The 12,943-nt window shown below is 61.3% G+C and carries 11 protein-coding genes and 1 tRNA gene; 2 read left to right on the top strand and 10 right to left on the bottom strand.

Annotated features, from left to right (window positions below; translation table 11 throughout):
* Positions 1–154 precede the first annotated feature (154 nt).
* The 5 genes from recA to QB905_RS06775 form a co-directional block, all read right to left on the bottom strand.
* The gene (recA, locus tag QB905_RS06755; RefSeq protein WP_282973869.1) at positions 155–1,237 is read right to left on the bottom strand and encodes a recombinase RecA; all 1,083 of its coding nucleotides are present in this window, start codon (positions 1,235–1,237) and stop codon (positions 155–157) included.
* Positions 1,238–1,369: 132 nt separating this feature from the next.
* Positions 1,370–1,455, bottom strand: a tRNA-Leu gene (locus QB905_RS06760).
* Between the two features lie 92 nt (positions 1,456–1,547).
* Positions 1,548–2,342 (bottom strand): competence/damage-inducible protein A, encoded by a 795-nt coding sequence (locus tag QB905_RS06765; RefSeq protein WP_282973870.1) that lies wholly within the window; start codon positions 2,340–2,342, stop codon positions 1,548–1,550.
* Between the two features lie 89 nt (positions 2,343–2,431).
* Positions 2,432–4,087, bottom strand: coding sequence for a phosphatidylglycerol lysyltransferase domain-containing protein (locus tag QB905_RS06770; RefSeq protein WP_282973872.1), 1,656 nt, complete (start codon positions 4,085–4,087; stop codon positions 2,432–2,434).
* Positions 4,088–4,171: 84 nt separating this feature from the next.
* The gene (locus QB905_RS06775; RefSeq protein WP_282973873.1) at positions 4,172–4,954 is read right to left on the bottom strand and encodes an SPOR domain-containing protein; all 783 of its coding nucleotides are present in this window, start codon (positions 4,952–4,954) and stop codon (positions 4,172–4,174) included.
* A gap of 75 nt (positions 4,955–5,029) precedes the next feature.
* Here QB905_RS06775 and panC point away from each other — a divergent pair, with 75 nt between their 5' ends.
* On the top strand, positions 5,030–5,881 hold the full coding sequence (panC, locus tag QB905_RS06780; protein ID WP_282975596.1) for a pantoate--beta-alanine ligase: 852 nt from the start codon (positions 5,030–5,032) through the stop codon (positions 5,879–5,881).
* A gap of 116 nt (positions 5,882–5,997) precedes the next feature.
* Here panC and QB905_RS06785 read toward each other — a convergent pair whose 3' ends face one another.
* From QB905_RS06785 to QB905_RS06795, 3 genes are all read right to left on the bottom strand, one after another.
* Positions 5,998–6,414 (bottom strand): type II toxin-antitoxin system VapC family toxin, encoded by a 417-nt coding sequence (locus QB905_RS06785; protein ID WP_282973875.1) that lies wholly within the window; start codon positions 6,412–6,414, stop codon positions 5,998–6,000.
* Positions 6,411–6,824: a DUF7662 domain-containing protein gene (locus QB905_RS06790; protein ID WP_282973876.1), complete on the bottom strand. Its 414-nt coding sequence runs from the start codon at positions 6,822–6,824 to the stop codon at positions 6,411–6,413. The genes QB905_RS06785 and QB905_RS06790 overlap by 4 nt, the downstream gene beginning before the upstream one ends.
* A gap of 74 nt (positions 6,825–6,898) precedes the next feature.
* A complete protein-coding gene (locus tag QB905_RS06795; protein ID WP_282973877.1) occupies positions 6,899–7,294 on the bottom strand; it encodes a DUF1489 family protein in 396 nt (131 codons plus the stop codon).
* 83 nt (positions 7,295–7,377) lie between these two features.
* Here QB905_RS06795 and QB905_RS06800 point away from each other — a divergent pair, with 83 nt between their 5' ends.
* Positions 7,378–9,234, top strand: coding sequence for a patatin-like phospholipase family protein (locus QB905_RS06800; RefSeq protein ID WP_282973878.1), 1,857 nt, complete (start codon positions 7,378–7,380; stop codon positions 9,232–9,234).
* Here QB905_RS06800 and QB905_RS06805 read toward each other — a convergent pair.
* Together QB905_RS06805 and mgtE are read right to left on the bottom strand one after the other, a co-directional pair.
* Positions 9,231–11,351 (bottom strand): lysozyme, encoded by a 2,121-nt coding sequence (locus tag QB905_RS06805; protein WP_282973880.1) that lies wholly within the window; start codon positions 11,349–11,351, stop codon positions 9,231–9,233. The two genes, QB905_RS06800 and QB905_RS06805, sit on opposite strands and share 4 nt — an antisense overlap.
* A 116-nt stretch (positions 11,352–11,467) precedes the next feature.
* Positions 11,468–12,922, bottom strand: a complete 1,455-nt coding sequence (mgtE, locus tag QB905_RS06810) for a magnesium transporter (protein WP_282973882.1) — start codon at positions 12,920–12,922, stop codon at positions 11,468–11,470.
* Between the last annotated feature and the right edge of the window lie 21 nt (positions 12,923–12,943).

Consider the following 12,943-nt stretch of genomic DNA (forward strand, 5'->3'; position numbering starts at 1 on the left):
CCCCAAGCGCAAAGACCTTTCGGCATCTGCGGCATATTTCGTGGCGCGTTCTGCGCAGCAAAGCATAAAAAAGACGCCCCTGTCAGGAGGCGTCTTTCCGATCAGGATGACGGGCTGGGATTGGGGATCGGTACCGCCGCCCCGACCGTAAGCCTTACAGCGACTCATCGCCTTCATTGGCGTCGGGTTCCGGCGTGCCGAGCAGTTCTTCCGACAGGACGTTCGATTTGTGGCGGATGCCCATTTCGATTTCCTTCGCCATTTCGGGATTGGCCTTCAGGAATTCGCGGGCATTATCACGTCCCTGACCGATGCGCGTCGAATTATAGGAGAACCACGAGCCGGATTTCTCGACAATACCGGCCTTGACGCCGAGATCGATGATTTCGCCGATCTTCGAGATACCGTGACCGAACAGAATATCGAATTCCACTTCGCGGAAGGGCGGCGCGATCTTGTTCTTGACCACCTTGACCTTGACGCTGTTGCCGATGTTTTCATCTCGCACCTTGATCGCGCCGGTGCGGCGAATATCCAGGCGAACACTGGCGTAGAATTTCAGCGCATTGCCGCCGGTCGTCGTTTCGGGCGAACCATACATGACGCCGATCTTCATGCGGATCTGGTTGATGAAGATGACGATGCACTTCGACTTGGAGATCGAGCCGGTCAGCTTGCGCAAGGCCTGGCTCATCAGGCGCGCCTGCAAACCGGGCAGGCTGTCGCCCATATCGCCTTCGATTTCAGCGCGCGGCGTCAGCGCCGCCACCGAATCGATCACCACAATGTCCACCGCGCCCGAACGCACCAGCGTATCGGTGATTTCCAGCGCCTGCTCACCATTATCGGGCTGCGACACCAAAAGATCATCGAGATTGACCCCCAGCTTACCGGCATAGGTGGGGTCAAGCGCGTGTTCCGCATCCACAAAGGCCGCTGTGCCACCCGCCTTCTGGATTTCGGCCACCGTATGCAGGGCCAGGGTGGTTTTACCCGATGATTCCGGGCCATAAATTTCGATCACCCGCCCCTTGGGCAGGCCGCCAATGCCCAGCGCCATATCAAGGCCCAGCGAACCGGTCGATACCGATTCGATTTCCTGCACCTTGCCATTGGCCCCCAGCTTCATCACCGAGCCCTTGCCAAAGGCCCGGTCGATCTGCGCCAGCGCTGCTTCGAGCGCCCGTTGTTTTTCTGCTTCGTTCTTAGCCACGAGTTTCAATACCGCCTGCGACATAACCAATCCCTTCTATGTCACGATTCCCCGCCCCGATGTGGGATTTCACGGATCATCTGTTCTCCTGACAGAAAATGTACCCCATTTGTTCCAAGTTCGCAATATGTTCTAAAAAATAAATTTTGCGGAACCTGGTGCGGGCGGCCGGACTCGAACCGGCATGGGGTTGCCCCCGACAGATTTTAAGTCTGTAGCGTCTACCATTTCGCCACGCCCGCTTAAAAACCGTGCGGTCTTCGTTTTGCGCACGTCGAGACGGATTGCAAGCGAAAGCCGCCCGCAAGGCCGTTTTTCAGCATGGTGTGTGCGATCAGACGCTGATGTCTTCAAGCAGAGCAGCGGGATTGCGCGCCTGCGCCTCGGCCACCACCGGTTCGAGTGCCGTCAGCAGCTCCGTGCGGGCCTGATCGACCTGATCGGCGTCGAGGCCCCGAATCACAAGCTGGGTGCCGAATTCGCCATCGGTGGACATACCGAAAGGATAGCTGCCCAGCGACAGTTCGGGATAGCGCCTGGCGGTTTCGCGCAGGGCGTCGGCCGCCCAGCTTTCGCCGATATAGATCAGCTTCAGCGTGCGCGAAACCGCCTGTCTGCCGGTGCGCAAACGCGGGGCGACGTCCTGCAGCATGGATTCCATGATCTTGGGCACGCCCGCCATGACGAAGACATTGCCAAGCTGGAAGCCGGGGGCGGCCGATACCGGATTTTTGATCAGATCAGCGCCCTGCGGAATGCGCGCCATGCGGCGGCTGTTGGCGTTCAGTTCCCATCCCATTTTCAGCGCCCGCGCCTGAAGAATGTCCAGCGCCTGCGGATGTTCGCTGATGGCGACGCCAAAAGCCTTCGCCATGCAGTCGGCGGTGATGTCGTCATGGGTGGGGCCGATGCCGCCGGTCGAAAAGACATAATCATAAGCCCCGCGCAGGGCATTGACCGCCGTGATGATCTGGGCCTCATCATCGTGGATCATGCGCACCTCGGCCAGGTCGATGCCCAGCGCCCCTAAAAAGCGGGCAATGGTGTTGACATTGGTGTCGATGGTACGGCCCGACAGGATTTCATCGCCAATGATCAGGATAGCGGCGGTGGGATTGTTTGGCGTCATGGATCGGTCAGGCTCCGCTTAAGGATCAGGCGTGGTGGGAGGCTTATACAGCCCTTACAGCCAACACGCCAAGCCTTTAGCACGGCACATCAGGCCGGTGCGTCATCGGGCGTGACGCGCATCGGCTTGGGCGTGCGTCCACCCAGCGCCACCACGGCCATCAGGGCCGGCACCAGCGCCGCCTCCTGCCCCGGCACGGCGAAATAGCGCGGTTCCCAGTCGGGTTTGAACTTTTCCTTGTAGGCGCGCAGGCCTTCGAAATTGTAGAATTCTCCGCCCAGTTCCCAGATGAGCGAGGCCAGTTTCGGCCAGGCGCTCGACAGCGGCTTGGCACGTAATCCGGCCAATGGTGCCAGACCCAGCGAAAAATAGCGATAGCCGTGTTCCCGGGTATAAAAGATCAGTTGCAGGAACAGATATTCCATCGTGCTGGGCGGCGCATCGGGCGCATAGCGCATCAGATCGATCGACAACAGGGTGCGATCCTGCGTCGGCCACAGATTGGCGAAGGCGACGATCTCACCGCCGACACGCAGCACCGCCACTGGCGTCAGGCGCATATAATCGTCCTGAAAACAGCCTAGCGAATAGCTCTTTTCCTTGGCGGACTTACCCTTGAGCCAGGCATCGGACACGGCCTTCAGCCGATCCAGTTGCGGGCCGACATCTTCGGGCGCGATGACCTCAAACTCCGCCCCCAGCCCCTCAAAGCGCTTGATGGTCTGGCGGAAACCATAGCCCTTCTTGCCAGCCAGATCGAAGGCGGCGACATCGACCATCGCCTCTTCTCCGATCTTATAGGGGCGCAGGCCCAGATCGATCATCAGCGGCAGCAGATTGGGGCTGACCTGATAGAAGCTTAAGCGTGCATTGCTGAGTGAAGCCAACTCTTTAAGCTGCCAGCACAGGGCCTCGGCCTCGGCCTTGGGGCCGATCGGTTCGCCCATCACCACCCATTGCTGACCCGACACGCCGTACATGATGAAGGCGGTCTGATCGTCGTTCCATAAGATGTGTTTGTCGCGCAACAGGGCCAGCCAGGCCTGTGGATTGGAAGCCCCCGCCACCACGGTTTTCAGGCGCTCGACATCTTCTTCCTGCGGTTCGGGTGGTAACTGGCGTGCAATGCCGAACAGCCTGTACAACAGGATCAGACCCGCCGTCACCGCCATCACCACCAGCCCGCGCAAAAACCGCGACGCCGAGGCGCGATATGAGAAATGCACCCACATCGAATGGGCGTAGGGCACATGCTGATAGGCGTAAAACCCGCTCCAGACGATCACGCCTAAGGTGGCGATACTCAGCCCCGCCCAGATCGGATTGATCGACAGGCTGAGCAGATTGGAGCGACGGTTGAAGGCGTCCTTACACGGGATCAGCAGAAGGGCGCAGATGGTCAGCAAGACGGCAGGCACCACGGCCAGTTCGCGCGTCAGCGACACCACCGCCGCCAGACAAAACAAAAACATGGCCATGTACCAGGCCGTATCGATGCGTTCCCACAGACCGCGCGCCACAAACAGCATCAACACGCCGCTGGCCGTGCCGATGGCGTGCGAAAATTCGACGAGGCCCAGAGGCAGCCACCGGACGACATAGGGCATGAATTTCGGATCAATCGGCGTCAGCACCGACACGAGCAGCAGCCCTCCCGCCGCAAACATCACCACCGCAAACAGTTGTGGAATCAGGCGGGTAGCGGAATCGAGCAAGATATGTTGGATAGTAAGATCGCGATTCATGCGCGTTGTGATCCGGCCCTGCCCTGACCCCATGCGGTCAGCCGACTCACCTATACAGTGAATTCCGTCAAAAATCAGGTCTTATCAACCGGCGCGCTCGCACCAGCTATCGCGCACCGACAGCGCCTGGCACAGAGCTTCGGCGTGCGCGCCATCGGCCACCGGCCCCACCTTCAGGCGCACCATCGCCTGACCGCTGGCCGTGGTGATGGGCTGAAAGCGCGCCTTGTAGCGCAATGCCACCGGATATTGGGTCTGCAAATGATCCCAGGCGGTGCGGGCCGCCTGCACGGACGAGAAAGAGCCGACCTGAATCAGGCGGTTTGATTCCGCAGACGCAGCCGGCGAGGGTGCGACGGGGGCCTTCGCGGCCAACATCGTGCGCCCGGATGTGCCTGACGGCATAACAGACTGAACAACGGCCTGAGTAGCCGCCTGCGCGACCGCCTGAGTAGCCGTTTGGGCGGCAGCCTGCAAGATCGGCAGGTCAGGCAGATCGCGCGCCGCCTGCAAACGGGCGCGTGCAACCGTATCGGCGGGTAAAACCCGCAAGGGCCCGCCATCGTCCGGCGGCGGCATTTTGAGCGGATCGACCACGGCGAAGGTCACCTTATTGGGCTCAGCGGCCTGCGGCTTGAAAAGGCCACCTTGCCCCACCGTCATGGCCTTGGCGGTGCTCACCAGCAGGCGCACATCGTTCTTGGTTAGTCTTTTCTGCGCCGGCTGGCCGCTGTCATCGACCTGAACGGCCTTGAGATCGGCGAAGGTCTTGCGCAGATTGCTGTTGTCGCAGCCATTCAGGCCCAGCGCCAGACTTGCGGCGGCGCAGACAATCCCTACTTTACGAAGATGGGCAAGATCGGTCATAAGCCCGACTATGCGCCCGGCGGTTTAAATGCCGGTTAGGGAGCATGGTTAATGACCAAAAAAACGGAAACCTATATGCCGGATACTGCCGCCCTGCCCCGCATCGCCCACGCCCGCACGCTTAGCGATCTGCGCCGCCAGAGGGAAACCCTGACCGGTCGCGTGGCCTTTGTGCCGACGATGGGTGCCCTGCATGAGGGCCATCTCGATCTGGTGCGCCACGCCCGCAGCCTGGCTGATCGGGTGGTGGTGTCGATCTTCGTCAATCCACTGCAATTCGCCCCCCACGAAGACCTCGACCGCTATCCGCGCGATGAGGCGGGCGATCTGGCGCGGCTGGAAAGCGTCGGCTGCGATCTCGTCTATCTGCCGACGCCGGACGTTTTGTATCCGCAAGGCTTTGTCAGCCGGATCGACATGGCCGGGCCTGCGCTCGGCCTGGAAACGGATTTCCGCCCGCAATTCTTTTCCGGCGTAGCCACGGTCGTCTCCAAGCTGTTCCATCAGGTGCGCCCCGATGTCGCCGTCTTCGGTGAGAAGGACTATCAGCAGCTGGCCGTCATCCGCACGATGGTGCGCGATTTCGACATGGAGATCGAGGTTGTCGGCCTGCCCACGGTGCGCGAGCCCGACGGACTGGCCCTGTCGTCGCGCAACGCCTATCTCAGCCCACAGGAGCGCGCCACAGCGCCCAAACTGCATCAGGTTTTGCAAGAGGTGCGCAACGCCGTGCTGGCGGGCGAAGATGCGGATGCCGCCATCGCGCGCGCCCATACAGCGCTGCAACAGGCCGGTTTCGGCCAGATCGACTATATCGCTCTGCGCGACGCTACAAGCCTTGGCGAGCCGCAATCCGGCCAGACGCTGCGCCTGCTGGCCGCCCTGTGGCTGGGCAAGACCCGCCTGATCGATAATATCGCGGTTTAGCCTTAGAGCAACGAGCGTTTAATTTGACTTACAAATTGAATGCGAGATGCGGAAAAAACGTAAAATGTAGAGCGGTTTGCATGCCTTTGACCGATTCAATCAGAATGCAAACCGCTCTAACAGGCGACCGCCCCGACATGGCCTTCTCCGGCATAGTCGAGGATCAACTGGTCGCGCGTCACAATCGTCAGGCCCATTTCGCGTGCCGTCGCCACAATCACCTTGTCTGCCGGATCGCGTAATGTGTCCGATGGCAGGAAGGAGGCCGCGATCAATATATCGGGCGTCATCTCGGCCAGGCGGATCAGCGGCGCACCCAGCAAACGGCGAAACCATTGCTGCGGGCTGATGGCGATCGACAGGCGGCGGCGCGAAACCAGCATACCGATTTCCCAAGCCGTATAGGGTGAAACATAGAGAGATTCCCCCCTGTCCGCCGCCGCATCGAGCGCCGAAACCGCCGCCTCGGACAGGGCGGCATCCTCGGCCAGCCAGATGGCGGCACACGTATCGAGCAGGAGCGGCCTGTTCATCCCTGTTCCGGCAGACTATCCGCCCATTCCGGATAGGCTGGCTGGGTCAGATCAAGATCGGACGGCAGGGTCATCAGGCCCTTCAGCGCACCGAAAGCCGGATGGCGGCGCGGCTGGCTGCCACTGGTTTTCAGGGTTTCAGACTTCGGCATGGTTTTTTTCATCTTGCGAAAGGTCAGTCGGCCCGCCGCCATATCGACGGCTTCGGTTTCATAACCGGCCTCCAGCCAGGCGCGCGTCATGACATTATTGCTGGGATTATTGCTCCACCAGGCACGCTGGCGACGCGAACTGGGCGGCAGTTCGAAACCGAGCACATTCTCGATTTCGGAAAAGCCCATCAGCACCTGCTCGTCATCGGTCTGTTTCAGATAGTCTTCGAGAGGATCATATTTGCTCATAGCAGCCATGCGCATGCCTCCCCCTGCTCAATAGATTTTCACCCTATCACAAAAATACACCCGCCTCAACAAAAAAACACACACTACCACACACCCGCCTCTTTGAGGGCGCGCGTCATTTCGGGCGGCAGGTCGCTTTCGGCTTCGCTGAGGTCGCGCGGCGCATCGTCGGCCTTGAGATAGCGCCAGCCCTGAAAAGGCCGACGCGGCTGTGATTCGGTCGGAAAATGCCGTGTGCTCAGCCCGATCAGGCATTGCTGCGCCGCCTCGTCATAGTCAATCGACACGATCTCGCGGCGGCACAGGATATGGCCCTTGATCACCCAGTAGAGCGATCCGCCATCGAGCAGTTCCTGCGCCTGTTTGGGCTGGTTGCGTGTATGGACATAGGAAATCTCGCCGCGCACCTTTTCCCAGGCCCGCAGATCATCGACGGAATCGGCACCGACACACAGTTTCACCAGATGAATTTCGCTCACTTGACTTGACGCTCCTGACGCAGTGCGCCCTTTTCGCGGACGCCCCATTGGGTCTATATAGTGAGGATAAGAGGAATCGCATCGTGAGTCTTTCGATGGACACCAAGGAAAATCCATCGCTGCAACAGGCGCTGGAAAACCTGTTCGGCACGGCGCTTGGCCAGAGCGCCAGCGTCATCTCGCTTCCCGGTGGCTCCAGGCTGTTCAGCGCCGGTGATGAGTCCGATCAGCTCTACCTGCTGCGCTCCGGCCGCTTGGGCGCTTTCCGCCACGACGAAGACCATGACGAGCTGTCGCTGATCGGCATTATCCGCCCCGGTGAGCCGGTTGGCGAAATGTCGCTGATCGCCGGCACCCACCACACCTCCACCGTCATGGCGCTGCGCGATTCCGACCTGCTGGCCATGCCGCGCAACGATTTTCTGCGCGCGCTCGATTCACGGCCCGAACTGCTGATCGCTCTGTCGCGCAAAATGATGGAAAGGGCGCGCCGCAACGCGCCCAATGTGACGCCCAATGTCTTCGCCTTCTTCGCCCTGTGCGAAAAACCAATCCGCGGCCTGATCGATGATATTGCCGGTCATATCCGCGAGTTGGGCTACCGGGTGGCGGTGATCGACAAGGATTTCCACGGCACATCACCGGAAGTCTTCACCCAGGTCGAGGCCGAAAACGACTATGTGCTGCATATCGCCGAAAGCCACGAAAGCCACTGGCGGCTGTTGAGCGCGCGCCAGGTTGATCATGTCTTTCTGATCGCCGACGCCGCCCTGCCACCCGACCCCAAGTCCGCCGCCTGGGAAAAATCCCTGCTGCACCGCGCGCCCGACCTGATCCTGCTCTATCCTGAGGGTTTTAAAAAAGCTTCGGTGCCCGGTCGCACCCGCGCCTGGCTCGACATCATCAAGCCGACGCGCTGGTTCCACATCCAGACCGGCGACCACAATGATGCCGCCCGGCTGGCGCGAATCGTGTCGGGCCATTCGACCGGCCTCGTTTTTTCCGGCGGCGGGGCGCGCGCCTTCACCCAGATCGGCGCCATTCAGGCCCTGCGCGAAGCCCACATCCCTATCGATTTCGTTTGCGGATCGTCAATGGGGGCCATTCTGGCGGCAGGCGCGGCGCTGGGCTGGGACGATCACGAACTCGACTGGCGCATCCGCGATGCCTTCGTCACCTCGTCGCCGCTCGACGACATCACCTTCCCGTTCATTTCGATGGTATCGGGCAAGAAGGTCGATCAGCGCCTTCTCAAGCACTTCGGCGACCAGATGATCGAGGACATGCCCCTGCCCTTTTTCTGCCTGTCGTCAAACCTGACATCGGGCGTGCTGAAGGTGCACAAGACCGGCCTGTTGCGCAATGCTCTGCGCGCTTCGATTTCCCTGCCGGGTGTCCTGCCGCCGGTCATCGAAGACGGTCAGGTGCTGGTGGATGGCGCCGTGATGCGCTCCTTCCCGGCCACCATGATGCGCAATACCCACCTCGGCACGGTGATCGGCGTCGATGTGACGCGGGCGCGTGGCCTCGATCCCAAGGCGCTGGTTGTGCCGAAAAAACTGTCCGCATGGTTTTCGCACGGCGACTGGCGGCGCGGCCCGCCTATCGTCTCGGTCATGATGCGTTCGGCCACCGTGATCACGGCCGCCGATCTGGCCCTGTCGCGCGCCGCCACCGATCTTCTGATCATTCCTGAACCCGATGGCGTCGAAATCCGCGACTGGAAGGCTTACGACAAGGCCGTCGAGTCAGGCTACCAGACCACTGTGGCCACTCTGGCCCAGCTCGATTCACCGATCACCACCCTGCGCAAACAGGGCAAGAGCATCCATCCCAATATTCCGGCCTTTACGCCTGACGACAGCTATAGCGACAGCGAAGAGAGCTATGTCGATTCGGCTTCCGAGCCGCCGCGCAAGCGCGATGGCAAGCCGGTTTAGTCCTTGAGGCCGCCCAGCCGTTTCATGATCAGCCACAGCGACACCGACACGCACAGAATGCCGACCGCCGCCATCACCACCGACCAGGTCATATAGTCGGGCACGGCCCCATTGCGGATCACCACGGCGTCGCGCGACTTGTAATAGGCCCCCGCCGCCACGCCGAGACAGCCCAGGCCCAGACCGCTGATGAAAATCCACCAGAAGGTCGAAACGATCATCGTCCACCAGCTCGCATGTTCGGGCTCATCCGTATCCGGCATGGCGATGCGGCCGCCATCGAGTGTCCAGCCAGCGTCATCGCCGTAGGATTCGTCGAAAACGCCCAGACCCGACTGGAGATTCGACTGGAGGCCGACCGGCGGCACGGACTGAGGTGCGCTTTCCGGCTGATGGTTTTGCGGCAACGGGCGGTCAAGCTGTTCACGCCAGTTCAGTTCCGGGCGCGGTTCGTCCTGCGTCGGCAGGGCGGCTTGCGGTGCTATCTGCTGACGGGCATAGGGATTGAGCGCGCTCATAGCCGATGCCTGCACCGTGCTGGCCGCGGTTACCGGCGCAAAGGTCTGAAGCGGCCTATCTTGCAGCGGTGTGTTCTGCGACTCACCCTCTTTTTCTTCCTGCGACAGATCCGGGGTCTGCGCGGATGCTGGCGGCAGATCTTCCGGTCGGGCGGCGATTTCAATCGGCGAAGAGTGCGTGCTGGAGGGTGCGATGACGCTATGCTGGACAAAGGTTTGCGAAGCGGGCGATGCGCTGAGGGGACGGCCGAGCGTTCCTCCGCCATAGGGCGAATAAAGTCGCATAAGGGCCGCCGCCGCTTCAGCCTTGCGCGCCTTTTCGGCGGCGTCTTCAGGCGCGGATTCAGGCGCGGGCATCGCAGCCTGAGCCGCTTCAGAGACTGAGATCTGCGCTTCCCGGTCACGCTGTTCGGCTTCGTGCTTTTCCTGGTCTATTCTGGCGGCTTCGGCCTTCTCGGCTTCGATTTTAGCCGCTGCCAGCTTTTCCGCCGCCAAGCGGGCCGCATCGGCCGCCGCTTCGCGTTCGCGGCGTTCATTTTCCAGACGCGCTAATTCAAGTCTGGCCTGCTCAAGCCTGGCCTGCTCTGCTTTTTCAGCTTCGGCGGCGCGGAGAGCTTCCTGCTGCTGGTGTTCGATACGGGCGCGTTCTTCGGCCTCACGCATCTGACGCGCCTGCTCGGCAGCCCGCGCCTCGGCCAAAGCCTGAGCCTGACGCACAGCTTCCTGGCGTGCATGTTCCTGACGCTCCGCCTCTTCACGCCGGGCCTGTTCATCCTTTTGACGTTGCAGAACTGTCTGAAGATCAGCGCTTGCCTCCGCCTCGTCCTGCGGTTTCACTTCACGGATCACATTCGGCGTCACGCCTTCTGGCAAAGTGGTGGCAGGCAAGACCGGGCCAGGCAAGACCGGGCCAGGCACGACCGGGGCAGGCTCAACCTGCGCCACAGGACTGGCAGCCACAGGACTGGCAGCCACAGGCGCATAGGCGCTGAGATCGATGACCTGGCGCGCAGTCGCGGCCTGAGATGCCGGTTTTCCGACAGGCCCCAGGCCTTCCTCAGGCGCAGACATGTCCGCCTGCATCCTATCTGTATCCGCCACGTCCTCCACCGGCCGCAGGGTCATGACGGACGCATGATCGATGGTTTCCGGCGTCAGAAACAGGCTCTTTTCGGCGGCGCGGCGGCGAATCAGTGGCGCCAGCACATAGGTCTGGCCATTGAATTCCGCCGAGCGCCACGCATCCATAGCCTGCGCCGCTTCGTTCAGCCTGCCTTCGTTGATTCGCTTGAGAACCGTCGAGGCCGTGAAATTTTCCGCGCCGATATTGAAGCAAAACGACACAAGCGCGTCGAACTGGTTCTGGTTGAGCGGCGTCAGCACCAGATTATTGATGGTATCGACAATGGGCAAAAGATCGAAGCGCAACAGGGCGTCGGCGTCTTCCTGCGTCACCTTGGCGCCTTCGCGGGCCGAGAAGGTGTGGCCATAGCCCAGAGTCCAGCGGCCATCGGGCAGACGGGTCGCCGTCTGGCGCAGCCCCTCAAAACTCTTGATGAGCTCGACCCCCGCACGGGAGACCTTAAGACGCGCTCTCATCCCTGATTCCTGACCCCAAGCCTACCCAAAACGGACGAGACGCGCCCGCCTGACCCAAAACGGAACGCTTTGGGCCTAACATGAGTGCGACAAGCAAACCACAGACCGTTTCGGATTTACAAGAGGATAATCACGGCCAGACCGAGGAAACTGAAGAAACCCACACAGTCGGTCACGGTCGTCACGAAGACGGTGGCCGACGCCGCCGGATCATAGCCCATCCGGTCAAGGCCGAGTGGAATGAGGATGCCCGCCACGGCAGCGGCGAACAGATTGATGATCATGGCCATGCCGATAACCAGCGCCATCTTCCAGTCATGGAACCACAGCATGGTGACCAGCCCCATCACGACGGCGAAGGCCAGACCGTTCAGCACACCGGCGGCGATTTCGCGCCACACCGTGCGCAACAGATTGGCGGCGTTCAGTTCGCGCGTCGCCAGGGCCCGCACGGCCACGGTCAGGGTCTGGGTGCCGGCATTGCCGCCCATCGAGGCGCAGATCGGATTGAGCACGGCCAGCGCCACCAGCTTGGCGATGGCGTCCTGAAACAGGCCGATGACGCTGGAGGCCAGCACCGCCGTGAACAGATTGATCAGCAGCCACCAGAAGCGCGATTTCACCACGCCGAAGATCGAGGCGTCGCGCCCCGAATCGGACGACACCCCGGCCAGGGCCAGCATGTCTTCCTGGCTTTCTTCCTGAATGATATTGACGATGTCATCGACCGTAATCTGGCCCACCAGCCGCCCGGAGGAATCGACGACCGGTGCCGAGATCAGGTGATATTTCTCGAAAATATAGGCCACTTCCTCCTGATCCTGATCGACGCGGATCTCGGTGATCGGCTCCATCAGGGCGCTTAGGGCCACATCGCGCCGTGAACGCATCAGCACCGATACCGGCAGGGCACCAATCGGCTTGTGGCTGGGGTCGATGACATAGATGTCGAAGAACAGTTCGGGCAGGTCGTCGCCGTTTTCGCGCAGGCGGTCGATGGTCTGGCCGACGTGCCAGAAGCTGGGCGCGGCCACCACTTCGCGCTGCATCAGACGGCCGGCGGTTTCTTCCTCATAGGCCAGCGAGGTGACGATGGCGGCGCGCTCGGCTTCCGGCATGGCGGCCAGAACGGCCTTTTGCTGATCGGCCTCAAGGTCTTCGAAAACGGCGGCCGCGTCATCGGAATCGAGTTCCTGCAACACCTCGGCCAGATCCTGCGGATGCAGGGTGCCGATCACCTCTTCGCGGATGTCGTCATCGAGTTCGGGCAGGATGTCGGCCAGGGCGTCGGAGGGAATCCACGGAATCACCTCTTCGCGGTAATCCTGCGACAGAAAGCCCAGCAAATCGGCGATGTCGGCGGGATGCAGGGCGCCCAGCAGTTCGCGCAGGCGCAGGCCATCGCCACGATCAGCGGCGTCAATCACCAGTGAAATATAGCGCGGATTGAGGGCGTAATCGTCCTTGAGCGCGAAATCCTCAATGGCTTCGGGCGTGTTGAGCGCCGAACCGTCTTCGCGTTGGTTTGTCAGCAGGTCGTCGGTGGGAGGGGTTTCGGTTTTCTGGCTCATCGCTCAGTGTCCCTCCCTTGC

The organism is Asticcacaulis sp. EMRT-3, assembly GCF_030027245.1.
Taxonomy (GTDB): Bacteria; Pseudomonadota; Alphaproteobacteria; order Caulobacterales; family Caulobacteraceae; genus Asticcacaulis.

Bases quoted from the DNA above. Each gene is read 5' to 3' on its own strand.
- QB905_RS06790 (WP_282973876.1), bottom strand. From the start codon at position 6,824: ATGGCTGCTATGAGCAAATATGATCCTCTCGAAGACTATCTGAAACAG.
- panC (WP_282975596.1), top strand. From the start codon at position 5,030: ATGCCGGATACTGCCGCCCTGCCCCGCATCGCCCACGCCCGCACGCTT.
- QB905_RS06775 (WP_282973873.1), bottom strand. From the start codon at position 4,954: ATGACCGATCTTGCCCATCTTCGTAAAGTAGGGATTGTCTGCGCCGCC.
- mgtE (WP_282973882.1), bottom strand. From the start codon at position 12,922: ATGAGCCAGAAAACCGAAACCCCTCCCACCGACGACCTGCTGACAAAC.
- QB905_RS06770 (WP_282973872.1), bottom strand. From the start codon at position 4,087: ATGAATCGCGATCTTACTATCCAACATATCTTGCTCGATTCCGCTACC.
- QB905_RS06765 (WP_282973870.1), bottom strand. From the start codon at position 2,342: ATGACGCCAAACAATCCCACCGCCGCTATCCTGATCATTGGCGATGAA.
- QB905_RS06805 (WP_282973880.1), bottom strand. From the start codon at position 11,351: ATGAGAGCGCGTCTTAAGGTCTCCCGTGCGGGGGTCGAGCTCATCAAG.
- recA (WP_282973869.1), bottom strand. From the start codon at position 1,237: ATGTCGCAGGCGGTATTGAAACTCGTGGCTAAGAACGAAGCAGAAAAA.
- QB905_RS06785 (WP_282973875.1), bottom strand. From the start codon at position 6,414: ATGAACAGGCCGCTCCTGCTCGATACGTGTGCCGCCATCTGGCTGGCC.